Raw genomic sequence first — 23,413 nt, 5'->3', positions numbered from 1 at the left:
GGTCGCGCAGTGCGGAGTAGGGTCGTGACGTTGGCGGGATACAAGCAACTGTTGGAGGTCGGATGCGCAGCACCCCCGATCTCGTCGCGCTCCGGATGCTCGGCGCCGTGGCCGACGCCGGCTCCCTCTCGGCTGCCGGCGCGGCGCTCGGCGTCACGCAGCAGGCCGTCTCGGCCCGCATGCGCCGTCTCGAATCCGACCTCGGCGTCGCCCTGCTCGTGCGCACCCCGGCCGGTACCACGCTCACCACCGCCGGAACGGTGGTGGCCGGCTGGGCGGCCGACGTCGCCGCCGCCGCCGACCGTCTCGTCGACGGCGTCGACGCCCTCCGTGCCGGAGCCGACCGCGGCCTCACCGTCGCGTCGAGCCTGACCATCGCCGAGCATCTGCTGCCCAGGTGGCTCATCGCGCTGCGGGCCGACCCGGCCACCGCATCCGCTCGTATCGCGGTCTCGGCAGTGAACAGCCGGGCCGTCATCGACGCTGTGCGCGCCGGCGAGCATCCGCTGGGCTTCATCGAGACCCCGGATGCCGCGCCCGGCCTGCGCACTCTGCGCGTCGCCCGCGACGAACTCGTCGTCGTCGTCGCCCCCTCGCACCCATGGGCCCGCCGGCGTCGAGGGGTGAGCGCGGCGCAGCTCGCCGCGACCCCGCTCGTCACCCGGGAGCCCGGTTCGGGCACGCGACTTTCGGCGGAGCGCGTTCTGCGGGCGGCGGCGGGCGAGCTCGCGCCGTCGGCGGCCGAACTGCCGACGGCCTCGGGCATCCGCACCACGGTCGCGGCCGGTGTCGCCCCGGCCGTTCTGAGCATCCTCGCCGTGCGCGACGACCTCGCCTCGGGCCGGCTCGTGCGCGTCCCCCTCAGCGACGCGCGGATCGTGCGCGACCTGCGCGCGGTGATGCCCGGCCCGCTTCCTCCCGCCCTCGACGCGCTCCTGCGGATCGCCCGCCGGACCTGAGCGGATGCGCGCCCACCCCTCATCGAGCGGCGATGAGGCAGGGCCGGGGCTGGCGGGCGCTATGCTCGACCCGCACATTTTCGCCGACCCTCAGGAGCCCGACATGGCGTCCAGCCACGAATTCTTCAGCACGGCCGACCCCGACCTGGTGCGCAGTGTCATCGGTCAGACCCTCACCGGCCGTGGTTTCACGGTCGAGACCACCCCCACCGCCGGTTTCGTCGCCAAACGCGGCAGCGTGCCGATGACCGTGCTGTTCGGCGGTCTGGCCGGTGGCAAGCTCTACATGTCGTTCACGGTGGAGATCATGCAGCTCGAAGGGCAGGTCGTCGCCCGCCTCAGCCGTGTGTCCGTCTCCGCTTTCGCCACCGGCGGTGCGATCGGGGCCGCGAAGGCCAACAACGTCTTCATGGACACCGCCAACGCGCTCGGTGTGGCCCTGCACGAGGCGGGCGTCCTGACCTCCTCCCGCCAGGTCGCGTAGCATCCGTCTCCGGCCCGGCGGCCGCCTCCGCAGCACACGATCGCTCTAGGCTGGGAGGATGGGCGGCGTGGTGGTCGGGTTCGCGATCATCGCGTTCGTGATCGGCGTCGGCTACCTGGCCGGCCGGTTCGGCGTGGGAGGTCCGCAGGCCCCGTTCGTTCTGAACCGCATCGCCTTCTTCATCACCAACCCGGCCCTGCTGTTCGTCACTCTGGCGAAAGCCGATCTGCACGTCGCGTTCTCATCGCAGCTGGTGGTGGCCGCGGTCGCCGCGCTCGTCGCATCCGGCGTCTTCGTAGTGCTCTCGCGACTGCTGTTCCGACGCGGTGCTGCCGAGACGACGATCGGTGCGCTCGGTGCGGGCTACGTCAACGCCAACAACATCGGGCTTCCCGTGGCGGTCTACGTGCTCGGAAGTGCCTCCTATGTGGCGCCGGTGCTGCTGCTTCAGCTGATCGTGTTCGCGCCGATCGCCCTCACCGTGCTCGACACCCATTCGCGCGGGGCGGTCTCGCTGCGCTCCATCCTGACGCAGCCGTTCCGAAACCCGATGATCATCGCCTCCGTTCTCGGCATCCTCGTCGATGTGAGCGGGGTGCACCTCCCGGATGCGGTCTTCCAGCCGTTTGCGCTGATCGGCGGGGCGGCGGTGCCGCTGGTGCTGATGGCATTCGGCATGTCGCTCCGTGGCTCCCGCCCGCTGCGAGCCGACAGCGGCCGCGTCGAGATCCTCACCGCCTCGCTGATCAAGTCGGTGCTGATGCCGGTGGTGGCCTACCTGGTCGGCGCGTTCGTGTTCGACCTGCACGGCCAGGCGCTGTTCGCCGCCGTCGCGCTCGCCGCCCTGCCGACGGCCCAGAACGTCTACAACTTCGCCGCCCGCTACGAACGCGGCGAGGCCATCGCGCGCGACACGGTGCTGCTGACGACGGTGCTGGCCATCCCCGCACTGCTGTTGGTCGCGGCGTTGCTGGCACCCTGACCGCGACGGCCTGTCGCCTTCATCACCGGTGCCGCGGGCGACGACTTTGCCGCGGGCGATGCCGATTCCGCCGGCGACGCTCAGACGCCGTCGAGCAGTCGCCGCAACGGGGCGGGCGGTGTCACGCCCACGAGAGTCGCCGCAGCGGTGACGAGTTCCCGCGCGTACTGTTCTTTCCGGCCCGAGGTGGTGCCCAGAAAGCGGTGCAACTGCCGTTCGGCACTCCGGTCGCGTTGCGCCGGCTGCCGTTGGAAGGTGCGGAACAGGCGCAGGTCGCCCTGCTCGTCGAGCACCGCCTCCACGGCGGCGACCCCGAGCGACCGGATGAGTTCGCCTTCGAGATCGGGATCGCACACCTCGAAACCGGGGCCGCCCATCCCGGCCCGTTCGAAGAACCCGACCTCGCCCGCGTCGCACATCCCGTGCAGGCCGAGCCCCAGCCCGCCCGGACCGAGTGCGTCGACGAACCGGCGGATGCTCATCGCGCCGCCCATCGGGAGCACCGAGACCCCGTCCGCGGCGAGATCCCGACCGTCCACTTTCGCGAGCGCCCGAAGCGCCGCGCGGTCGCTTGCGCCCTCCACAAGTACGGCGGATCGCACGAAACCGCGCTCCGCCGACTCCTGGGCATCCGCCCGCGCTTTCGCCGGCACGCGTGCCGCCCGGGCCGGGACCGCGCCAGACAGCCACACCCCGACCGCGCGCTCGAATCCGCGCACCCGGTCGGTGCGCAGTTCGCCGTCGCCGGCACGGATGCTCGCCCGCTTCGTCACCGTGCCATTCTGGCACCGCAGCGGCGAGGGCGCCCGATTCGTTCTTCGCTCGCAGCTCGATCGGCCGTTCGTCGTCGAGCGGTCGCAAAACGTTGTTCTCACGCCCGATTCGACGCCGAGAACGGCACTATGCGACCTCTCACCGTGGCTTCGGGGCGGGATGCGCGCGGTCGTGGGCACGATCCGTGTCTCCGTCTTACGGGCCGGCGCGGAACAGGTGCGCCCGGAGCGGTGCGGTGACAGACTGAGCACGCCGCGTGGCACCCAGGTGAAGGGGACGAAATGGCGAAGAAGACCAAGCTCGAGAAGGCCGTGGAGGCCGCGATCGAGAAGGCGGACGAAGCGATCGCCGAGGCGAAGCGGGCCGCGAAGAAGGCCGACAAGAGCGGCCGCAAGAAGGTCGAGGCGCTCGCCGGGGAGTTGGATGCGCTGCGAAAGAAGGCCGAAGTCGCCGCCGCGAAGACCGCGAAAGAGCTGAAAGCGGCGAAAGCGGCGACGGTGGCGAAGTCGGCCAAGCCCGCCAAATCGGCGAAGTCGGCCAAGCAGTCGAAGCCGGCCACGTCGGTGAAACCCGCGAAGGCCGCCGAGTCAGTGAAACCGGCGAAGACGATCACGAAGAAGGCGAAAGCCGAGACCCTGGCCAAGCCGCCCGTTGCAGCAGCTGCGAGGCCGGCCAGGAGTGCGAAGCCGGCCGCATCCGCGAAGCCGGCGACGTCCGCCGCTGCCGAGAAGGCGGCCCCGGCCGCTGCCCCGGCGCACCCGCGGGCGACCCCGGTCACGCCGCACCTGTCCGACCTCTCCACTCTCACGGTGGCCCACCTCCGGCTGCGGGCGCGGGCGGCCGGCATCCGGGGCTACTCGACGCTCACGAAGGCGGGCCTCGTCGCGGCGCTCGCCGACGCCGGTTAGGGTCGCGTTCACCTTCCGGCTACCGGTGGTGACTAGGGTTCCAGCCACGTGCCCGGAGCGTTCGGGCGTTCGTGGCGACCGGAGTTGAGACGTGACTGAACCTCGAACGGGCATCATCGACCGCGAGGATCTGGCGGCGCCCGCCCGCACGCTCCTCGACGTGCTTCGCGAGACGGTGCAGACGCATCCGGACGCCTCGGCGCTGGAAGACGCTCGGGGGGCGTTGAGCTACCGCGAGCTGATGGCGCGCGTCGTGGCCGTGGCCGCGCGGCTCACCCTGGCCGGGGTGCGGCGCGGAGACCGGGTGGGCGTGCGTCTGCCCTCCGGCACCCGCGAACTGTACATCTCGATCCTCGCGGTGATCGCGGCCGGGGCGGCCTACGTCCCGGTGGATGCCGACGACCCGCTGGAGCGGGCCGACCTCGTGTTCGGCGAGGCGCGGGTGCGCGGTGTCATCGTCGGTGACGGCGAGTACCTGCCGGGCCCCGAGCAGGCAGAGGATCCTGCGTCCGACCACGAACCGGCGGCCGCGGCGTCGGCGACGGATGTGGACCTCTTCGCCGGCGCACCGGCGCATCCCAGCACCTCAGCCACCCCGATCGTGTCGGCACCGCTGCCGGTCGACGACGCCTGGGTGATCTTCACCTCGGGGTCGACCGGCACGCCCAAGGGGGTGGCGGTGAGTCACCGATCGGCGGCGGCGTTCGTTGATGCGGAGGCCCGCCTGTTTTTGCAGGGGGAGCCGATCGGTCCGGGCGATCGGGTGCTGGCAGGTCTGTCGGTGGCGTTCGACGCGTCCTGCGAGGAGATGTGGCTGGCCTGGCGGCACGGCGCCTGTCTGGTGCCGGCGCCGAGGTCGCTGGTGCGCAGCGGAATGGATCTGGGGCCGTGGCTGACCACCCGCGGGATCACGATCGTCTCCACGGTGCCGACGCTCGCCGCCCTGTGGCCGGCGGAGTCGCTGGAGAATGTCCGGCTGCTGATCTTCGGTGGGGAGGCGTGCCCGCCCGAGCTGGTGGAACGGTTGGCGGTCGAAGGGCGCGAAGTCTGGAACACCTACGGTCCGACCGAGGCGACCGTCGTCGCCTGCGGCGCGCTGCTCGCCCCGGGGGAGCCGGTGCGCATCGGGCTGCCGCTCGACGGGTGGGCGCTCGCCGTCGTGAACGCCGAGGGTCTGCCCGTTCCGGAGGGCGAGGTGGGTGAGCTGATCATCGGCGGTGTCGGTCTGGCACGCTACCTCGACCCGGCGAAGGATGCGGAGAAGTACGCTCCGTTCCCGACCCTCGGTTGGGAGCGCGCCTACCGCAGCGGCGACCTCGTGCGGTTCGACCCGGCCGGCCTGCTCTTCCAGGGGCGCGCCGACGACCAGGTGAAGGTGGGTGGCCGCCGCATCGAGCTCGGGGAGATCGAGTCGGCGTTGCAGGGCCTCGCCGGCGTCTCCGGGGCGGCGGCCGCAGTGCGCAGCACCGACGCCGGCAACCAGGTTCTGGTGGGCTACCTGGCCGTGGCCGATCCGGCTTCGTTCGACCGCTCGGCGGCGCTGGCGCGGCTGCGCGAGGAACTGCCGGCGGCCCTGGTGCCGCTGCTCGCGGTGGTGGGCGACCTGCCGACGCGCATTTCGGGCAAGGTCGATCGGGCGGCCCTCCCCTGGCCGCTGCCCGAGGCGGAGGCCGGCGCGGCCGACCTCGATCCGGCCGTGCGCGAGCTGGCCGCCGATTGGCAGGCGGTGCTCGGGCTCCCGGTCACGAACCCCGACGACAATTTCTTCGACCTGGGCGGCGGTTCGCTCTCTGCGGCGCAGCTGGTCACCCGCATCCGGCAGCGCGACCCCGAGTTCACGGTCGCCGATATCTACTCGCATCCGCGGCTGGGGGCGATGGCGGCCGAGCTCGCGGGGCGGTTGAGTGGTTCGCATCCGGTCGCCGCCGCCTCGACCCACACGGTTCCGCCGACGCCGGCGCGGATGCAGTGGTTGCAGACTCTGCTCGGCATCCCCTTGTTCGTGCTGAGCGGTTTCCGTTGGTTACTGTGGCTGCTCACCGCCAGCGCGATCCTCAACGGGTTCGGCGGGTTCGATTTTCTGCCGACTGCCCCGCTGTGGCTGCTCATCGTTGGGCTGCTGGTCTTCGCGACGCCGTTCGGGCGCATGGCCGTCTCGGTGGCGTGCGCGCGGCTCCTGCTGGCCGGTGTGACCGCGGGCGACTACCCGCGCGGCGGCGGGGTGCACCTGCGTTTGTGGCTCGCCGAGCAGGTGGCGCACCAGGTCGGAGCGGTGAGCCTGGCCGGAGCGCCGTGGATCACCTACTACGCTCGCGCCCTCGGCGCCCGGATCGGGCCGGATGTCGACCTGCACGCGCTGCCGCCGGTGACCGGGATGCTGCGCATCGGCGCCGGCGCGGCCATCGAACCGGAGGTGGACCTCTCCGGGCACTGGATCGACGGGGATCTGCTGCGCATCGGCGCGATCCGCATCGGCGCGAACAGCACGGTGGGCGCGCGCAGCACCCTCCTTCCCGGGGCGCGCATCGGCAAGAACGCCGAGATCGCGCCCGGCTCGTCGGTGTTCGGTCGGGTTCGAGCCGGCCAGCGCTGGGCGGGCTCGCCTGCCGAGCGGGTCGGCCCGGCCTCGGCCTGGTGGGATCAGGAACGTCCGGCCCGGCGCACGCGCTGGCTGCTCGCGTATGCGGTGTCGGCCGTGGCGATCGCGCTGCTGCCGGTCGTGGCGTTCGCCGCCGGGGGTGTGCTCGTCGCGGTGTTCGTGGCCGGTTCGTCCTCGCTCGCCGCCGCGCTGCTGCCGGCGCTGGCGGCGGTGGTGCCGGCGACGCTCGTTGCCGGCCTCGTGCTTGCCGGAGCGGTCGTCGTCGGGGTGCGTCTGCTCGGCATCGGCGTCGGCGCCGGCACCTACCCGGTTCGCGGTCGGGTGGGCTGGCAGGTCTGGACGACCGAACGGCTGCTCGACCTCGCACGCACCCTGCTCTTCCCGCTCTACTCCAGCCTGTTCACTCCGGTCTGGCTCCGGATGCTCGGGGCCGAGGTCGGCCGCGACGTCGAAGCCTCCACCGTGCTGCTGCTGCCGGGCATGACCACTGTCAAAGACGGCGCGTTCCTCGCCGACGACACTCTTGTCGCCTCCTACGAGCTGGGTGGCGGACGCGTGCGGCTGGCGCGGGCGGAGATCGGGGCGCGGGCCTTCCTCGGCAACTCGGGAATGGCCGGCGCCGGCCACCGGGTTCCTCGTGACGGCCTTGTGGCAGTGCTCTCCGCCGCACCGCGCAAATCGAAGCCGGGGTCGTCGTGGCTCGGCTCCCCGCCGGTTCGGCTGCGACGCACGGCCGCGACCGGGGACGACAACCGCACGTACAACCCGTCCGGGGGCCTGCGCACCGCTCGCACGCTCTGGGAGTTGGGCCGCATCGTCCCCGTGTTCATCACCTGCGCCATCGGGCTGGCGGTGCTGTTCGCGCTGGCGGCGCTCGCCGAGGCTTGGGGTCTGCTGGCGACGGTCCTGTTGAGTGGTGTGGTCATGCTGGCGGCCGGAGCCGTGGCCGCCGCGGTGAGTACGGCGGCGAAGTGGGTGCTGATCGGGCGCATCCGGGTGGCCGAGCATCCACTCTGGTCGTCGTTCGTCTGGCGCAGCGAGGTGTCGGACACCTTCACCGAGATGGTGGCCGCTCCGTGGTTCGCCGAAGCCGCCGCCGGTACGCCGGCGCTGGTGTGGTGGCTCCGCAGTCTCGGCGCCTCGATCGGGCGCGGAGTCTGGTGTGACAGCTACTGGCTGCCCGAGGCCGATCTGGTGCGGTTGGGGGACGCATCCACGGTGAATCGGGGCTGTGTGGTGCAAACCCACCTGTTCCATGATCGAATCATGAGCATGGACACGGTGACGCTGGAGACGGGCGCGACCCTCGGGCCGCACAGCGTCATCCTGCCGGCGGCGCGCATCGGCGAGCACGCCACCGTCGGGCCGGCCTCGCTGGTGATGCGCGGGGAGCTCGTTCCGGATCGCAGCCGGTGGAGCGGCAACCCGATAGGCCCGTGGCGCGAGGTCACGATCGCCGACTACCACGCGACGACGCCATGACGGGCGCGAAGAGCGCCGGAGCCCACCACGCGGGAGACCCCTACCTGCCGCACTCGGGCAACGGCGGATACACGGTGGAGTCATACGACCTCGACCTGCGGTACCGCGTGGCCACCAATCGCCTCGACGCCCGAGCGGTCATCGTCGCCACGAGCACGCAGGAGCTCTCGTCGTTCAGTCTCGACCTCGTGCGGCTGCGGGTGGGGAAGGTGCGGCTGAACGGCAGCAAGCGCACCCGCTTCACGCAGACGCCGTCGAAGGTCGTGGTGACGCCCGAACGGATGATCGGCGCCGGCGAGACGTTCACGGTGGAGTTCGACTACGCCGGATCGCCCGCGCCGCGTCGCAGCCCGTGGGGCACGGTCGGCTGGGAGGAGCTGACCGACGGCGTCATCGTCGCAGCCCAACCCTCGGGGGCACCGACGTGGTTCCCCTGCAACGACCACCCCTCCGACAAAGCCCGCTACCGCATCCGGGTGTCGGCCGAGGAGATGTACGCCGTCGTCGCATCCGGTCGGCTGACCGACCGCACTGTGTCGTCGGGTCGCGCGACCTGGACGTACGACTGCGAGGAGCCGACGGCCACCTACCTCGCGACCGTGCAGATCGGGCGCTACCTGCTGCGCCGGGCCGAGCTCAGCCCGACCTCGGTCGCGTTCGCCTTCCCTGCGGAGCTGGAGGCCCGCGTGCACGCCGACTTCGCCCCCCTCGCGACCATGCTCGGGTACTTCGCGGAGATCTTCGGCCCCTACCCGTTCGAGGACTACACCGTCGTGGTGACGGCCGACCCGCTCGAGATCCCGCTCGAGGCGCAGGCCGCCGCGATCTTCGGGGAGAACCATGTGGATGGCGCGGGCGGGTCGGAACGGCTCATCGCCCACGAGCTCGCCCACCAATGGTTCGGCAACAGCGTCGGCCTCGCCGCCTGGCGGCACATCTGGCTCAACGAGGGCTTCGCCTGCTACGCCGAGTGGCTCTGGTCGGAGCGCGCCGGCGGCGAGACGACCGATCAGCTCGCCCGTCGCTACCATGCGGGTCTGCAGGCCCTGCCGCAGGACCTCGTTCTGGCCGACCCGGGCGCCGCGTCGATGTTCGACGACCGCGTCTACAAGCGCGGCGCGCTCACCCTGCACGCGCTCCGGATCACGGCGGGGGATGCGGCGTTCTTCGACCTCGTGCGCGCGTGGACCGAACAGAACCGGTTCGGGGTGGTGACCACGGAAGACTTCCGCACGTTCGCCGGCGAGCGTCTGGCCGGTGCAACGGGACTGGACGCCCTCTTCGACGCCTGGCTCGACGGGGAACCGCTCCCCGCTCTGCCGCCCGCCCCGGCGACCTCCGTCAGAGCTCGCGGGCGACGCTGATCCTCAGCTCGGGGTCGGCCGCCGCCTCCCACACCTCATAGACACGATCGCTGTCGGGGAGCCGGGCCAGCATCCGCACCCCGTCGACGGACCGGCCGAACGTGACGGCCGACGGGTCGACGCGCAGCCCGCGGCCGTCGGCCTTCAGCACGGCTTCGATGCTGGTCCACCGTGCGAGCGGATCGGCGCCCTCCCGCCCGGAGACGTGCTCGATGGCCGTGGTGCGTTCCGGGTCCGTCGCCGCATCCGCGGGCTCCGCATCCACCCCGACCGCGCGGTCGAGAGAGGCCGCGGCCACCACGGTGTCGCCCACATGGCTCAGGCTGACGCGGATGCGCGTGGCGGCCGCCGGAGCCATGACCACCGGCCGCCCGTGCGCGCCGCCGCAGTCTGGGCAGCGCGCCTGAATGAGAACGGATGAGACCGGAACCCCGCACAGCTCTGACACCAGCTCGCGCAGCACGGGCCGGCCCGAGAGTGTTCCGTGCACGACCCGCAGAAGGAGGCCGCGGTCGCGCCGTTCCCCGAGCACGCTCACGCGCCCTGCGGCGGATCGGTGAGCAGGCTCACCCGCTCGGCGAGGTAGGGGCCGAACGGAACCGTGGCGAAGGCCGCCGGGCTCCAGCGCACCAATGCGACACCGTCGCGCAGGACGAGCGGCCCGCCCGCTCCGCGGAGCCCGGCCGCAGACAGGTCGATCTCGGGGGCGTCGTAGTTCACGGTCTCGCCCACCGCGAAATGCCCGCGCACCGCCGCGACGCGCAGTTCTCGCCGCGTCTCCGCGGAGACGGATTGGAAGGTCGGTCGGTTCGACTCAGCGGCGCGGGTGATCGAACCGGTGGCATGCAGCGACCCTGAGCGGTCGAGCAGCAGAACGCCGAGCCGCCACACCCGGCCGGCCGGCCGCAGCACGGCCTCGCGGGTCACCAGCATCCGTCGGTGCCGCGGCACGAAGACGGCGAGACCCTCGTCGCGGGCGCCCGCGACGTCGAGCCGCTCGACCGCATCCCGGAGCAGCACGCGGATGCCATCGATCGCCTTCTCGTCGCGCGCATCGTCCACGAGGAGAGGATATCGACCCACGCGGGGGTCGCGGTGGGCGCGCGGGGGACCAAGATAGAGGGATGAAGACGTTCACGCTTCCGAACACGACCCTCGAATCCTCCGACATCATCCTCGGCCTGATGCGGATCAGCTCCCTCAGCGACGAGGAGATCCGCACCCTGGTGCGCGCCGCGCGCGACGCCGGAATCACCACTTTCGATCACGCCGACATCTACGGAACCGAACGGCACGAGTGCGAGCGCCGGTTCGGCGAGGCGGGCGCGATCCCGGCCTCGGAGCGCGGATCGGTGATCATCCAGTCGAAGGTGGGCATCCGTCCCGGCTTCTTCGACTTCTCGAAGGAGCACATCCTGCGCACGGTCGACGAGTCGCTCGCCGCGCTGAACACGGACTACCTCGACACACTGCTGCTGCACCGGCCGGACACGCTGGTCGAGCCGGAGGAGGTCGCCGCCGCGTTCGACGAACTTCAGCAGGCCGGCAAGGTGCGCACCTTCGGTGTCTCCAACCACACCCCGGGACAGATCGAGCTGCTCAAGCGTTTCGTCACACAGCCGCTGGTGATCAACCAGGTGCAGCTGAGCATCACCCACGCGCCGCTGATCGCCGCCGGCATCGCCGCCAACATGGTGGGCCTCGACCAATCGATCGACCGCGACAACGGCATCCTCGACTACAGCCGGCTCAACGACATCACCCTGCAGGCCTGGTCGCCGTTCCAGAAGGCGTTCTTCGACGGTGTGTTCCTCGGCGATCGGCAGGCGTATCCCGAGCTCAACACGGTGATCGACGACCTCGCGGCTGCGTACGGCGTAGCGCCGGCGGCCATCGCTGTCGCCTGGATCACCCGCCACCCGGCCCGGATGCAGGTGGTGCTCGGCACGACGAAGGTCGACCACCTGCTCGACTCTGCCGCCGGCTCGGATGTGAGCCTCAGCCGAGAAGAGTGGTACCGCCTCTTCACCGCCGCCGGTCACATCCTCCCCTGACCCGCGCCTCCCCGCCTCGCAGGCGTTTCAGGCGCGGTCGGCGAGGCGGGTCGCGATCTGGGCGGGAACGGTGTCGTCCTGCAGAGAGGTTGTGTCGCCGAGCGGGCGGTCGTCGAACAGGTCGACGAGCAGCCGGCGCATGATCTTGCCCGAGCGGGTCTTGGGCAGGTCGGGCACCACGATGATGTCCCGCGGCTTGGCGATCGCGCCGATCTCGCGGGTCACCTGGGCGCGCAATGCCGCCCCCAGCTCGTCTTCGATAGCCCGCCAGACGGCGGGGTCGGCCCGCTCCTCGGCGGTCAACGACCTGGCCGGGATCACGAACGCGGCGACGGCCTGCCCGGTCGTCGCATCCGTCACCCCCACCACACCGGCCTCACCGACCGCGGGATGCGCGACCAGCGCCGACTCGATCTCGATCGTCGAGAGACGGTGGCCCGAGACGTTGATCACATCGTCGATGCGGCCGAGCAGCCAGATGTCTCCGTCGGCATCCACCTTGGCGCCGTCGCCCGCCAGGAAGTAGCCGCGGTCAGCATACGGCCGCCAATACGAGTCGAGGTACCGTTGCGGGTTGCGCCAGACCGTGCGTGCCATCGAGGGCCAGGTGCCGTCGATCACGATGAAGCCGCTCGTGCCGCTCGGAACGTCGTCGCCGTGCGCATCCACGACCCGCACGGTGACACCGGGAACGGCCCGCCCGGCAGACCCCGGCTTCAGCACGGCCACGCCGGGGAGGGGCGCAACGATGGCCGATCCGCTCTCCGACTGCCACCAGGTGTCGACGATCGGGGCACTCCCGGCCCCGACGTTCGCCCGGAACCACTCCCACGCCGCCGGGTTGATCGCCTCGCCCACCGTGCCGAGCAGCCGGATGCTGGAGAGGTCCCAGTCGGCGGGGAGACCATTCGGGAACCAGGTCATGAACGTGCGAATGAGCGTCGGCGCCGTGTAGTACGTGGTGACGCCGTACCGTTCGACGATCTCGAAATGCCGGCCGGGGTGCGGGGTGTTCGGGGTCCCCTCATAGATGACCGAGGTGGCGCCGTTCGAGAACGGACCGTAGAGCACGTAGGTGTGCGCCGTCACCCAGGCGAGGTCGGCCGTGCACCAGTAGACATCGTCCGGCTTCGCGTCGAACAGTGCCCAGTGGCTCCACGAGGCCTGGGTGAGGTAGCCGCCCGTGGTGTGCACCACGCCTTTCGGGGTGCCCGTGGTGCCCGAGGTGTAGATGATGAACAGGGGCGTCTCCGCGTCGAAGAACCGCGGCTCGTGCGTCGTCGGCGCGGTGTCGACGACCTCGTGCCACCACACGTCGCGCCCCGGGGTCCACGGGATGTCCGGGGTCAGCTCGCCCGTGCGCCGCACCACGAGCACATGCTCGATCGCGTTCTCGCCGCGCGCAGCCTCGTCGGCCCGCTCCTTGACGGCGACGGCCGCGCCGCGCCGGAACTGCCCGTCGGTGGTCACCAGCAGTTTGGCCCCGGTGTCCTCCACCCGGAATCGCAGTGCCTCGGCAGAGAAACCGCCGAACACCAGCGAATGCACGGCACCGATGCGCGCGATCGCCAGCGTGATCACGATCGTCTCCGGGATGACCGGCAGGTAGACGACGACCCGGTCGCCCTCGCCGACCCCGAGTCGCTCCAGCGCGTTGGCCGCCTGCGCCACTCGGCGTTGCAATTCGGCGTAGGTGATCGTCTCCCGGTCGCCGGGCTCGCCTTCGAAGCGGATGGCGACACGGTCGCCGTTCCCTGCGTCCACGTGCCGGTCGACGCAGTTCACGGCGGCGTTGAGCCGGCCGCCGGCGAACCATTCGGCTTTCGGAACGGTGAGCACATCGCGCCCGTCGGGGTCGACCTCGCCGGTCGGTCGTGCCGGTTCCCAGGTGTGCGCCCGATCCCAGCGTCGCTCCCAGTGCAGACGTTCGGCCTGGCGCTCCCAGAAGGCGACAGGATCGGCGGCCTGCTCCCAGGCCTCCTCGCCGACGTTCGCCAGCGCGGCGAAGACAGGTTCGGGCGGGTAGACGCGGGTGGGGGCGGCCGGATTCTCGATCGTGGTCACCGCTGCGACGATACCGGGAGCGCTGGCCGCCCGCGGCGGCCGGCGTCGTATTGCGCAATAGTCGGCGGGGCTGCGCCGGCGGGCAGGCTGAGGGCGGTGAGCCCCGCCCCCGGCGCCGCGAGCGCCGAGCCCATCGCGGAAGGGCGGGACAGCATCACTCGAGCCCGAGCTCCCTGCGCCAGTGAGCGAGGAACTCGGCGCCGGCGGTGTCGTGGGTCGCGTCGCCGATCGTGATCACCTCGTAGGGCCGGTCGAGGATGCCGTCGGCCGGCCGCACATCCACGTGGGCCACGTCGAAGCCGGCGCCGTGCACGAAATCGGCCATCAGGTAGTCGCTGCGCGAGTCGCCGATCGACCGCCAGCGCCGCGGGAGCGCGCCGCGGGCCGCGAAATAGTCGAATGCGCGCTGGGCTCCGCGGTCTTTGTCGAGCAGCACCGACTCGATGTCGGTCGAGATGATCGTCGGGTCGATGCGGAACGGCACGTCGCCGCGCGCATCCGGTGACACGCGCTCGCCGTGGCGCAGACCGTAGCCGAGTCCGGTGAGCAGGTCGAAGGCGGCGTCGCAGTAATGGTCCTGCGCCTCGGCGAAGGTCGCCGTGTCGACGTCGGTGCGCTGCTCGACCGAGATCATCGCGCGCTTCGTCTCGTCGAAGAACATGGTGTCGGCGAACCGCTCGCGAACCAGGTTCCGGATGCGGTCGACCGCGTCGGCGCCGAACGCCACGGTCTCGTCGACGGTCACCTCCCCCATCCCGTCGCCGGTGATGGGCGCCCAGGCGCCGCCCTTCTCGAACACGCCGAACATGCGCGCACCCTGCTGGTCGAGGGCGTCCGCGAGCCCGGCGTCGCGGAGCGGGGCCACCACTTGGTTGCGGATGAAGTCGCCCGACCGGCCGGTGATGAACGCGATCGGCACCCCGGCCGCCGTCATCGCGACGAGGTCGGTGACGATGCTGCGGATGGCGATGGTCCGGGTGACCGGGCTGGCGAGCGGCCCGTCGACGTCGAAGAGGAGTCCGAGATTGTGCACGTTCCATTGTGGCGGACGGCCGCGCCGGGTGGCCGTGTTCCCGTTGAGCGGTCGCAAACTATCGTTTCGACGCCCGAAACGACGCTCAGAACGACAGTTTGCGACCATTCGATACGTGGATCCGTTCCCGCGGGGCGGCAACTCCTACAGCGACTCCCAGAACCCGGCGTGCACGGCGGTCGCCTCCGGCAGTAGCGCCGGGCCGGCGACGGTGACGGTCTGCCCGCCGCGGGCGAACACCTCGCGGCAAGGGAGGTCCAGCGTCGGCTCGCCGTCCTGCGCCGGCACCAGGGCGGCAAGAGCCTGCTCGGGGAGGGCGTAGACGACCCGGCCGATCCCGGACCAGTAGATGGCGCCGGCGCACATGGCGCACGGTTCGGTGCTGGCGTAGAGGGCGCTGGTCCGCAGCTCCTCGCGGCTGAGGCGGATGCTGACCAGCCGCACCAGGTTCGTCTCGGCGTGCCCGGTGGGGTCGCCGTCGCCGACCGAGTTCTGCGCCTCGAAGGTGGCTCCTCCGGCAGTGACGAGAACGGCGCCGAAGGGGTGGCTCCCCGCCTCGCGGGCGAGGCGGGCGACCTCGATCGCCCGCCGCAGAACCGTCTCGTCGGTCGGCGACACTGTCGTGGGGTCGGTCATCCGTTGTCCTCCTCGGTGCGGGCGGGTGGTGTCTCCCGCACCCCAATCCTGCCCCCAACATCTGCGCCACATATCGCCTGAGGCCGCCTGGGACGCCGCATTCGGCACAAATGTTCGCCCGGTCAGCGCTAGCGTGGTGCCGAGCAGAAGAGGTCGAGGGATGACGGCAGACCGCCGGGGTGGGGAATCGTCGCACAGTCTGCGCCGGGCGTTCGCCGTGATCGTGATCCTGCTCGTGGCCCTCAGCGTCATCTCGGTCGTCGTCGCCGACTACTCGGTTCCCGACGCAGCGCTCTCTCTCGGCCTGCCCTTCGCCGTCGCCGCCGTCTACCTCGTCGCCGGGATCTCCGCCTGGGAGAGACGGCCCACCAATCCGGTGGGCGCGCTCATCGTCGCGGGGAGCGCCGCGGTCGTGGTCGGCTGCCTCGTCAACAGTGGCGAGACAGCGCTTCGCCTTGTGGGCACGGTGGCGTCGGCGGCGATCATCGCGGTGTGCGTGCACCTTCTGCTGATCTACCCTGGCGGGCGCCTGGTGGGGTGGGTCGAGCGCGTCACCGCGGGCTCCGCCTATCTGACGGTGGTGGGGATGCAGGCGGTCATCGTCGCGGTCGTCGAGACGTCGGCCGTCGCGGGGGCGACCGACCGCGCGGTGGGAGTCCTCCTCGCGGTCAAAGGATGGGCCATGTTCGCCGTGCAGCTCACCGTGGTCGTCGTGCTGGCGCTCCGGCTGGCCCGGGCGGGGTCGGCAGCACGCCGCCTGCTGACCTCGTTCTACCTGTACGGCCTCATCGCCGTGGTCGCCGTGCCGATGCTGCCGATCCTCGGCCTGAACCCGGTCGCCCTCTTCGTGACCCAGTACGTGCTGCTCTGCAGCGTGCCGGTGGCTTTCGTGCTCGGGATGCTGCGCGGGCGGTTCGTTCCGGAGTCCACCGCGGCGCACCGCCCGGCCGGTGACCACGGGGTGGGTGATCCCGAGCTGTCGCACGCGCTCACGCGCCTCCTGGGCGACCCGACGGCCGAGGTGATGCTGTGGTCGGAGGCCCGGGGGCTGTGCGATCTGCGCGGCGACGCGATCGATTCGGTGGTGGTCGACCCGGCCGAGGGGCACGCCCTCCGGATGCGCTCGGACGACGAGCGTGTCGGCGTCCACGCCATCCGTGACGGGCCGAATCTGTTGGCGGCGATCGTGTACTCGACACTGCTGGTCACCGACTCCTCACGCCTCGAAGCGGCCGGGCAGCTCATCGCGGTCGCTGTCGCCCGCCAACATCTCACGGACCGGCTCCGACGGAGCGAGCAGGAGGTTCGGGATTCGCGGGTGCGCCTGGTGGGCGCCGCCGACGACGCGCGCGCGCAGATCGCCCAGAATCTGCACGACGGGGTGCAGATGCGCCTGGTCGTGCTGTCGATGCAGGCGGGCTCGCTCGCCGCACGGCTCGACGACGCCGATGCGGCGGCGGCCGCGACCGGCCTGCGTCAGGCAATCGACGTCGCCGCCGCCGAAGTGCGTGGACTCGTGCGCGAGGTGATGCCCCCGTTGCTGGTCGAGCGCGGGCTCGGGGCGGCCATCGAGGGGCTGGCCGGTCACGCGCCGGTGCCGTCGACCGTCGAGATCTCCCCCTCGATGGCGCAGGCGGAGCAGCGGATTCCGCCGAACATCCAGCGAGCCCTGTACTTCGTCGCGGCGGAGGCTCTGACCAATGTGGTGAAGCACGCGCGCGCATCCTCGGTGACCGTTCACCTCGCCCTCGACGATGGCGAACTGCGGATGGACATCTGCGACGACGGCGACGGCGCCGAGTGGAACGGCACAGGAACGGCCCGCGGGAGTCAGCCGAGCGGGGTCGGGGTGCGCGGCATCGTCGACCGGGTCGAGACGATGGGCGGCCGGGTCGCTTTCCGTTCCGAGCCGGGCGGCGGAACGAGAGTGAGCGTGAGGATGCCATGCGGGTGGTGATCGCGGATGACGAGCCGCTCATCCGGGAAGGCCTGTCGGCGGTGCTGCGCGACCGTGGGTTCGAGGTCGTGCGCTCGGTCGGAACGGCCGACGAGCTGATCCGGGCGGTCGCCGACGAACGCCCGGCGATCGCGATCACAGACATCCGCATGCCGCCGGCGATGCGCGACGAGGGCCTGCTGGCGGCCCTCGCGATCCGTGCCGCGCATCCGGAGACCGCCGTCGTCGTGCTCTCGCAGCATGTGCAGCAGCAGTACGCTCGCGAACTGATCGGCGGGGGTGGTGGCGGTGTCGGCTACTTCCTGAAGCAGCGCGTCGGAGACATCGAACGGTTCTGCGCCGACCTGACCGGGATCGCCGGGGGTGCCACGATCCTCGACACGGAAGTGGTGGAATCCCTGGCGGCCGGAGCCCGCCGGAGGGCGGCCGTCGAAGGCGAGCTGACGGCCCGCCAGCAGCAGATCATCGAACTGATGGCGCAGGGCCTGTCGAACGCCGCGATCGGGGCAGCCCTGCATCTCACCGAGCGCTCGGTCGTCGGCCACATCTCGCGGATCTACGAGACCTTCGGCCTGCTCGCCGAAGACGATGTGCACCGCCGCGTGCGCGCGGTGACCCGCTACCTGATGAGTGAGGCGGCGCCGGGTCGGGTGGCGGAGATCAGGTAGGTACCCAGCTCCCTGGTGCGCACATCCCCCGCTTTCTACTCTGGGGAGTCAGCTTCAGAGCAAGGGATCGCACACATGACGGCAGCACACCGTTCGCCGCGTCGTCGGCGGATCATCCGCCGGAGCGTCGGTCTCGCCATTGCGGGCACGCTCGCGCTGAGCCTGACCGCGTGCAACCTGTCGCTGCTGACCGACCGCATGGCCACATCCGACATCGGCTGCTCCTCGTGGAGCCTCACCGCGAAACCCGGCTACGGGGGACGTTCGGCACGGCCGGAGACGGGGTGACGGCGACACCGCAGGTCATCGACGGCAACGGCACGGTTCTTTTCACGGCAGCGCCCTACGACGTCGTCACGGTCACTGACGGGTCATCCATCGTCGCGCCCTTCACTGCTGCGCCGACCGCGAACCCGATCATCGCCGGCATCTACGGCGACAGCATCGCGGACGGCGACAGCGACAATCGCAGCGAGTTCCTCGGGCGTTGCGACGGTCTGCCCCTCGCGGCGAGCATCGCCCTCTCCCCGGCGAAAGCCACGCCGACGAGAACACTGCCGACCTTCGATGTGCGCTTCTCGGAGGCCGTCGCGGGTTTCGATGCGCCGGATCTCCTCCTCGGTGGCACCGCGCATCCCGTCGGTGCGTCGGTGTCGCTGCTCACACCCGTTCAGCGCGCGAAGGACTACCCGATTCCGCTCGACACCGTCGGGCTCGCCCTCTCGTCGAGCGCATCCATCTACCGGGTCACGATCACCGGTGTGGCGAACGACGGCACGGTGACGGTCGGTCTGCCGGCGGGCGCCGTGCACGGCCAGGATGCGGCGGCGAGCACGGACACGAACCTCGCGGTCGCCCCGGCCGCGGCGACGATCGACACCACCGGCCCCGCCCTCCGGGCGCTTCCCGATCTCATCCGTCAGCTCTCACCGGGGGAGACGTCGGTGCCGATCATCTGGGCCGACCCGGCCGTCGACCCGGCGGATGTCGCCGACGAACACTGCTCGTCGACGAGCGGTTCGGCCTTCGCTGCGGGGGACACCCTCGTGACCTGCACCGCCAGGGATGCCCTGGGCAACGTGTCGTCGACGTCGTTCACAGCACGCGTGCGCGCTGCGCAGACTCCGGCCGTTCACCTCGCCCCGGAGGGTGCGACCGCTCCCGCCCAGGGCGGCACCAGCACGTTCTCGATCTCGGCCACCGACTACACCGGCGCAACCTCGCCGCTGCCTGCGGCGGACTACTCGGTGGTGTCGAGCGTGTCGAGCGACGAGATCACGAAAGCGGACGGGTCTTTCGCCGTAGGCTTCCCGCACGCCAGCCCGCACACGATCACCGTGACTCAGCTCTCGACCGGTGCGACCGCCGTGCTCACGGTGCAGGTCACCCCTGCGAAGGCCGTCGTCGTGCCGGCCGGCCCCGGGGATGCGACCACCGGTGGCCGGGAGCCAACCGGCACTGCGGCCGGGGATGCGACGCCGCTCGCCGCGACCGGGAGCGATCCCATCGCCGCTCTTCTCGCCGCCGCCACCCTGCTGCTCGTGGGCGCCACGACGTTCCTGATCGCCAGGCGCCGCCGCATGGTTGGCTGAGGCGCCGCCGCATGGTTGGCTGTGCCGCCGCCGCGCACCCGTGGGACGTCAGTCGGCGAACGCCCCGGCGATCTGAAGCAGGGTGGAGCCGACCGTGAACGCCAGAAGCAGGCTCGCGAGGATGATTCCGGCGATGGCGGATCCGCGCCCGCGCATCGCGCCTCCGGCGGTCTCTCGCAGGCCGGCGAGGCCGTAGCGGAGCGAGAAGGCGAACAGTGCCGCCACGATGAGCAGGTGCACGATCACGGACGCCCAGGCGAGCAGCGGCGAGGGGGAGTTCGACAGCACCGCTCCGGCCACGAGGTTGAGGACGATGTTCGCGACGATGATGAAAAGCGCGAACGACACGGAGAGCCGCGCCGCCCTGCTCGACGGCGCCGACGGCTGGTTCGGGTACGGAGCGGTCACCTCTGAAGAGTAGCGAACCCGCGCGGTGTCAGCCGGCGCGTGTCACGATGAGCTGCTGGATGCCATCCAGGATGCGCTCGGTGCCGAACGCGAGGGCGTTGTCGCGGTCGTCGCCGGCCGAGGCGCCGGCGAACGCTGACGCAACGTGGGGGAACCGTGTGGCGTTCTCCCCGATGATCTCCATCATGAGGGCGGCCGTGGCCTCTTCGGGTGCGCCGGTCGTCACCTGCTGCTGCACGATGCTGCGCACGTGCCCGCTGAGCAGAGCGAGGACGTCCAGCTGTTCGGCCGCCCGCAGGGGGGTGCCGGCGAGGGCGGTGAGCCCGAGTTCGTACCACGCGAGTTCGTTCGGGCCGATCACGCGCGCTCCGACGGCGAGCTCCAGCGCCCAGGGGGCGGCCAGGAACCGGCGATGGATCTCGACGGTCCAGGCCGTGAGGTCCGCGCGCCAGTTCGTTCGCGCCACGGTCTCGTTCTCCGCGGTCGGCGGTGCGCCGAGTCGCTTGTCGAGCATCAGGGCTGTCAGCTCCGATTTGCCGGGTACGTAGCGGTAGAGCGACATCTTGGTCGCCCCGATCTCGTCGGCGACCCGCTGCATGGAGACGGCGGCGAGGCCGTCGGCGTCGGCGATTCCGATGGCCGCGTCGACGATGCGTTCGAGGCTCGTCTTCGGCTTGGGTCCGCGTTTCGGTGTGCTCTGACCGGGCCAGAGGAGGGTGCGATCGAATGCCATCTTTCGGCTCCTTCCGACATCGGCTCTTGAAACTGTGTCTACCATACGCTAAATTGTGTCCATCGGACGCAATAACGATTGGAAGGCTGCCCCATGTCATCGAAGAAGGTCCTCATCTCGGGCGCGAGCATCGCCGGTCCGGCCGCAGCGCTGTGGCTGGCCCGACTCGGCTACGAGGTCACGCTCGTCGAACAGGCGCCGGCGCTGCGGCCCGGCGGCCAGGCGGTGGACTTCAAAGGGCGCACCCACCGCTTCGTGCTCGAGCGGATGGGGATCTGGGATGACGTCGCCGCGGCCCAGACGCCGAAGACCGATCTGCGCATCATCGACGACACCGACCGGGTTCGAGCGGTGATGCCGGGCGAGTTCATCGGTGGCGACCTGGAGATTCTTCGCGGAGACCTGTCCGGCATCCTGCACCGGCACACGGCGGACGACTGCGACTATGTCTTCGGTGACCGGATCGTCGAGCTCGCCGACACCGGTCGCGGCGTCGAGGTGTCGTTCGCGCACCGTGCTTCGGAGACGTTCGACCTCGTTCTCGGGGCCGACGGCGTCCACTCGGGTGTTCGCCGCCTCGCGTTCGGGCCCGAGTCGTCGTTCGTGAGACCGCTCGGCTACCATTACGCCGTCGTCGGTGCGACCGTGCCAACCGACCTTCCGACGGTGCTGCCGACCGGGCGCCAACTCGGCTACGCATACAACGAGCCGGGTCGGCTTGCGGTGCTCGGTGGTTCGAAGGCGCCACAGCTGTTCGTCTTCGCCGGCGAAGACGCGGACTACGACCGGCACGACGTCGAATCGCAGAAGCGATTCCTGCAGTGCCACTACCGGGATGCGGGGTGGCGCGTCCCCGAGCTGCTCGCGGCGGCGGTGGCGAGCGACGAGTTCTACCTCGACTCGCTGGCGCGCACGAAGATGACCGCCTTCACGTCCGGGCGAGTCGCGCTCCTGGGTGACGCCGGCTACGCGAACACCCTCGGCGGATTCGGAACCGGGCTCGCCCTCGTCGGGGCGTACGTCCTCGCGGGGGAGCTCGCCGACGCCGGCGGCGACCATCGGGCGGCCTTCACCGGCTACGACCGCCGAATGCTGAAGCCGACGCGGATCGCGCGCTCGGGCAACGCGGGGCCGTTCCTGGCCCCGCCGTCGCGGGCGCGCATCCGGATGCGCGACTTCACCTTCTCGAACCGGCTCGCCTTCGCTGCGATGATGAAGCTGACCGATGTCTTCGCCACCGACGACGCGGTTCCCGACTACGATGCCGTGTCGGCCCGCCGGATGGCGGCGGAGACGGACTAGAGCGAGGCGCAGGCGCAGGGTGGAGGCAGGGGCGGAGTCGCGCCAGCGAGGCAGCTCAAGCCGGGCGCGGTCGCGCGGTGCGTAATATGGATGCTCGGTGCACGGAGGGAGTCGCTCATCGGCAAGATCCCCACGGTCTACGACGTGGCCACGCATGCCGGGGTGTCGATCGCCACGGTGTCCCGCGTGTTCGGGCGTCCCGACTCGGTCAAGCAGGAGACCCGCGAGCGCGTGCTGGCCTCGGTGGATGCTCTGGGGTATGTCCCGAGCGGTTCGGCCCGCGGTCTTGCGGCTCGCCGCACCGGCGTGATCGGCCTGTTCTTCCCCGGCCTCGATGCGATGGACGACATCGGCGACATCGTGGTCGAGGTCGACGGCGATGACGGAAGTGCCGCGGAGAGTGGGCGCGAGTCCCGCGGCTCCGCCCGGATCGTGCGCGACGTCGCCGGCGCCGTCGACACGCGCGCCCTCAATCTGTACTTCGACGAGGTGCTCCGCGGCAGCGAGCTGGAGGCCTGGCGCAGCGGGTTCGTCCTGCTGGTCGGTGTCGGGCGCGGCAGCACGGCGCCGGACACGGTGCGCGATATGGCGGGCCGTGTCGACGGTCTGATCGTGCTCGCCGGCAGTGCCGGGGAGGAGGAGCTCGCCCAGTTGGCCCGGCGCATCCCGGTCGTGGTGATGGCCGGCCCGCGGCGAGGGGACGCACTCGACCACGTCTCCGTCTCGAACGCCGAGGGGATGCACGCCCTCGTCACGCACCTCATCGTCGACCTCGAGGTCGTCGACCTCGTGTACGTCGCCGGAAGCATGGACTCCCCGGATGACGCCGAGCGTTGGAACGGGTACCGGTGCGCTCTGCTCGACGCCGGGATCGTGCCGCCCGCCGGGCCGGAGCTGCGTGGCGATTTCACGCGCGAGGGCGGGCGCCGCGTCGGCCGCGAACTGCTGCGCCGGGAGCACCTTCCGCGTGCCGTCGTGTGCGCGAACGATCAGATGGCTCTCGGTGTGATCGACGCGGCGCACATCGCCGAGGTCGCCGTTCCGGAGGTGCTGATCGTGACCGGTTTCGACGGCATCGACGCCGGGCGGCTTTCGACACCTCGCCTCACCACTGTGCGCCAGCCGATGGAGCTCCTCGGGCGCGCCGCGGTGCAGGCGCTGGTGCGGCGACTGGCCGACCCCGACCGGCCGCCGACCTCGACCCGGCTTCCCGTCGAGGTGATCCTGCGCGAGAGTTCCGAGCGCATCTGATCCGTCCCGACCGCGTCGGGTTCGCCGCCGAGTCGCGGAGGCCTCGCGGCACCAGAGGTTGCAAACGTCAATGTATGCGCTTACACTCGGTGCCGTACCCACCCGCGACGAACCGGTCGCCGACCTGTGCCTCCCTCGGGGAGAGGCGGGTCGGGGCCGACGG

General features: G+C 71.1%; 21 protein-coding genes. 13 read left to right on the top strand and 8 right to left on the bottom strand.

The genetic code is table 11. The features are described 5' to 3' along the window. Window positions 1-62: 62 nt before the first annotated feature. The 3 genes from K5L49_RS11385 to K5L49_RS11375 all read left to right on the top strand — a co-directional run bounded on the left by K5L49_RS11385 (window position 63) and on the right by K5L49_RS11375 (window position 2,425). Complete coding sequence (locus K5L49_RS11385) at window positions 63-959, top strand: LysR family transcriptional regulator (protein WP_223692843.1); 897 nt, start codon at window positions 63-65, stop codon at window positions 957-959. Between the two features lie 103 nt (window positions 960-1,062). Further along, the gene (locus K5L49_RS11380; protein ID WP_223692842.1) at window positions 1,063-1,443 is read left to right on the top strand and encodes a hypothetical protein; all 381 of its coding nucleotides are present in this window, start codon (window positions 1,063-1,065) and stop codon (window positions 1,441-1,443) included. A 58-nt stretch (window positions 1,444-1,501) separates the two neighbouring features. Further along, window positions 1,502-2,425: an AEC family transporter gene (locus tag K5L49_RS11375; protein ID WP_223692841.1), complete on the top strand. Its 924-nt coding sequence runs from the start codon at window positions 1,502-1,504 to the stop codon at window positions 2,423-2,425. An 80-nt stretch (window positions 2,426-2,505) separates the two neighbouring features. Here the strand turns inward: K5L49_RS11375 and K5L49_RS11370 are convergent, their stop codons facing one another. Then, entirely contained in the window at window positions 2,506-3,198 is a 693-nt protein-coding gene (locus K5L49_RS11370; RefSeq protein ID WP_223692839.1) for an ATP-dependent endonuclease, read from the bottom strand. Between the two features lie 282 nt (window positions 3,199-3,480). Between K5L49_RS11370 and K5L49_RS11365 the strand changes: the two genes are divergently transcribed. The 3 genes from K5L49_RS11365 to K5L49_RS11355 all read left to right on the top strand — a co-directional run bounded on the left by K5L49_RS11365 (window position 3,481) and on the right by K5L49_RS11355 (window position 9,552). Continuing rightward, entirely contained in the window at window positions 3,481-4,107 is a 627-nt protein-coding gene (locus K5L49_RS11365) for a hypothetical protein (RefSeq protein WP_223692837.1), read from the top strand. A 91-nt stretch (window positions 4,108-4,198) separates the two neighbouring features. Then, a complete protein-coding gene (locus tag K5L49_RS11360; RefSeq protein ID WP_223692835.1) occupies window positions 4,199-8,188 on the top strand; it encodes a Pls/PosA family non-ribosomal peptide synthetase in 3,990 nt (1,329 codons plus the stop codon). Continuing rightward, on the top strand, window positions 8,185-9,552 hold the full coding sequence (locus K5L49_RS11355; RefSeq protein WP_223692833.1) for a M1 family metallopeptidase: 1,368 nt from the start codon (window positions 8,185-8,187) through the stop codon (window positions 9,550-9,552). Before K5L49_RS11360 ends, K5L49_RS11355 begins: the two co-directional genes overlap by 4 nt. Here the strand turns inward: K5L49_RS11355 and K5L49_RS11350 are convergent. Continuing rightward, complete coding sequence (locus K5L49_RS11350) at window positions 9,530-10,090, bottom strand: 4'-phosphopantetheinyl transferase family protein (protein WP_223692830.1); 561 nt, start codon at window positions 10,088-10,090, stop codon at window positions 9,530-9,532. The genes K5L49_RS11355 and K5L49_RS11350 overlap by 23 nt on opposite strands. After that, window positions 10,087-10,614, bottom strand: coding sequence for a hypothetical protein (locus K5L49_RS11345; protein WP_223692828.1), 528 nt, complete (start codon window positions 10,612-10,614; stop codon window positions 10,087-10,089). The genes K5L49_RS11350 and K5L49_RS11345 overlap by 4 nt, the downstream gene beginning before the upstream one ends. 62 nt (window positions 10,615-10,676) lie before the next feature. Between K5L49_RS11345 and K5L49_RS11340 the strand changes: the two genes are divergently transcribed. Continuing rightward, window positions 10,677-11,606, top strand: coding sequence for an aldo/keto reductase (locus K5L49_RS11340; protein WP_223692826.1), 930 nt, complete (start codon window positions 10,677-10,679; stop codon window positions 11,604-11,606). A gap of 27 nt (window positions 11,607-11,633) precedes the next feature. Here the strand turns inward: K5L49_RS11340 and acs are convergent, their stop codons facing one another. From acs to K5L49_RS11325, 3 genes are all read right to left on the bottom strand, one after another. Beyond that, window positions 11,634-13,670: an acetate--CoA ligase gene (gene acs / locus K5L49_RS11335; RefSeq protein WP_223692824.1), complete on the bottom strand. Its 2,037-nt coding sequence runs from the start codon at window positions 13,668-13,670 to the stop codon at window positions 11,634-11,636. 154 nt (window positions 13,671-13,824) lie between these two features. Then, a complete protein-coding gene (locus tag K5L49_RS11330) occupies window positions 13,825-14,703 on the bottom strand; it encodes a hypothetical protein (protein WP_223692822.1) in 879 nt (292 codons plus the stop codon). Between the two features lie 144 nt (window positions 14,704-14,847). Then, window positions 14,848-15,339 (bottom strand): nucleoside deaminase, encoded by a 492-nt coding sequence (locus K5L49_RS11325; protein WP_223692820.1) that lies wholly within the window; start codon window positions 15,337-15,339, stop codon window positions 14,848-14,850. A 160-nt stretch (window positions 15,340-15,499) separates the two neighbouring features. Between K5L49_RS11325 and K5L49_RS11320 the strand changes: the two genes are divergently transcribed. The 4 genes from K5L49_RS11320 to K5L49_RS20460 all read left to right on the top strand — a co-directional run bounded on the left by K5L49_RS11320 (window position 15,500) and on the right by K5L49_RS20460 (window position 19,556). Continuing rightward, the gene (locus tag K5L49_RS11320; RefSeq protein ID WP_223692818.1) at window positions 15,500-17,296 is read left to right on the top strand and encodes a sensor histidine kinase; all 1,797 of its coding nucleotides are present in this window, start codon (window positions 15,500-15,502) and stop codon (window positions 17,294-17,296) included. Continuing rightward, window positions 17,284-17,964, top strand: a complete 681-nt coding sequence (locus tag K5L49_RS11315) for a response regulator transcription factor (RefSeq protein WP_223692817.1) — start codon at window positions 17,284-17,286, stop codon at window positions 17,962-17,964. The genes K5L49_RS11320 and K5L49_RS11315 overlap by 13 nt, the downstream gene beginning before the upstream one ends. A 75-nt stretch (window positions 17,965-18,039) precedes the next feature. Further along, entirely contained in the window at window positions 18,040-18,252 is a 213-nt protein-coding gene (locus tag K5L49_RS11310) for a hypothetical protein (RefSeq protein ID WP_223692815.1), read from the top strand. Then, window positions 18,249-19,556, top strand: coding sequence for an HYR domain-containing protein (locus K5L49_RS20460; protein ID WP_223692813.1), 1,308 nt, complete (start codon window positions 18,249-18,251; stop codon window positions 19,554-19,556). The genes K5L49_RS11310 and K5L49_RS20460 overlap by 4 nt, the downstream gene beginning before the upstream one ends. A 48-nt stretch (window positions 19,557-19,604) precedes the next feature. Here K5L49_RS20460 and K5L49_RS11300 read toward each other — a convergent pair whose 3' ends face one another. Both K5L49_RS11300 and K5L49_RS11295 read right to left on the bottom strand, forming a co-directional pair. Then, a complete protein-coding gene (locus K5L49_RS11300; protein ID WP_223692811.1) occupies window positions 19,605-19,964 on the bottom strand; it encodes a hypothetical protein in 360 nt (119 codons plus the stop codon). A 28-nt stretch (window positions 19,965-19,992) separates the two neighbouring features. Then, window positions 19,993-20,697: a TetR/AcrR family transcriptional regulator gene (locus K5L49_RS11295; RefSeq protein ID WP_223692809.1), complete on the bottom strand. Its 705-nt coding sequence runs from the start codon at window positions 20,695-20,697 to the stop codon at window positions 19,993-19,995. A gap of 93 nt (window positions 20,698-20,790) precedes the next feature. Here K5L49_RS11295 and K5L49_RS11290 point away from each other — a divergent pair, with 93 nt between their 5' ends. Together K5L49_RS11290 and K5L49_RS11285 are read left to right on the top strand one after the other, a co-directional pair. Then, window positions 20,791-21,999, top strand: coding sequence for an FAD-dependent monooxygenase (locus K5L49_RS11290; protein ID WP_223692807.1), 1,209 nt, complete (start codon window positions 20,791-20,793; stop codon window positions 21,997-21,999). A gap of 90 nt (window positions 22,000-22,089) precedes the next feature. Then, the gene (locus K5L49_RS11285; protein WP_223692806.1) at window positions 22,090-23,250 is read left to right on the top strand and encodes a LacI family DNA-binding transcriptional regulator; all 1,161 of its coding nucleotides are present in this window, start codon (window positions 22,090-22,092) and stop codon (window positions 23,248-23,250) included. The last annotated feature ends 163 nt before the right edge of the window (window positions 23,251-23,413 follow it).

Source organism: Leifsonia poae (assembly GCF_020009625.1).
Classification (GTDB): domain Bacteria; phylum Actinomycetota; class Actinomycetes; order Actinomycetales; family Microbacteriaceae; genus Leifsonia; species Leifsonia poae_A.
This window is presented reverse-complemented; position numbering and strand designations above follow the sequence as displayed.

Bases quoted from the DNA above. Each gene is read 5' to 3' on its own strand.
- K5L49_RS11325 (WP_223692820.1), bottom strand. From the start codon at position 15,339: ATGACCGACCCCACGACAGTGTCGCCGACCGACGAGACGGTTCTGCGG.
- K5L49_RS11285 (WP_223692806.1), top strand. From the start codon at position 22,090: ATGCTCGGTGCACGGAGGGAGTCGCTCATCGGCAAGATCCCCACGGTC.
- K5L49_RS11295 (WP_223692809.1), bottom strand. From the start codon at position 20,697: ATGGCATTCGATCGCACCCTCCTCTGGCCCGGTCAGAGCACACCGAAA.
- K5L49_RS11375 (WP_223692841.1), top strand. From the start codon at position 1,502: ATGGGCGGCGTGGTGGTCGGGTTCGCGATCATCGCGTTCGTGATCGGC.
- K5L49_RS11380 (WP_223692842.1), top strand. From the start codon at position 1,063: ATGGCGTCCAGCCACGAATTCTTCAGCACGGCCGACCCCGACCTGGTG.
- K5L49_RS11310 (WP_223692815.1), top strand. From the start codon at position 18,040: ATGACGGCAGCACACCGTTCGCCGCGTCGTCGGCGGATCATCCGCCGG.
- K5L49_RS11340 (WP_223692826.1), top strand. From the start codon at position 10,677: ATGAAGACGTTCACGCTTCCGAACACGACCCTCGAATCCTCCGACATC.
- K5L49_RS11315 (WP_223692817.1), top strand. From the start codon at position 17,284: ATGCGGGTGGTGATCGCGGATGACGAGCCGCTCATCCGGGAAGGCCTG.
- K5L49_RS11385 (WP_223692843.1), top strand. From the start codon at position 63: ATGCGCAGCACCCCCGATCTCGTCGCGCTCCGGATGCTCGGCGCCGTG.
- K5L49_RS11355 (WP_223692833.1), top strand. From the start codon at position 8,185: ATGACGGGCGCGAAGAGCGCCGGAGCCCACCACGCGGGAGACCCCTAC.
- K5L49_RS11365 (WP_223692837.1), top strand. From the start codon at position 3,481: ATGGCGAAGAAGACCAAGCTCGAGAAGGCCGTGGAGGCCGCGATCGAG.
- K5L49_RS11320 (WP_223692818.1), top strand. From the start codon at position 15,500: ATGACGGCAGACCGCCGGGGTGGGGAATCGTCGCACAGTCTGCGCCGG.
- K5L49_RS11290 (WP_223692807.1), top strand. From the start codon at position 20,791: ATGTCATCGAAGAAGGTCCTCATCTCGGGCGCGAGCATCGCCGGTCCG.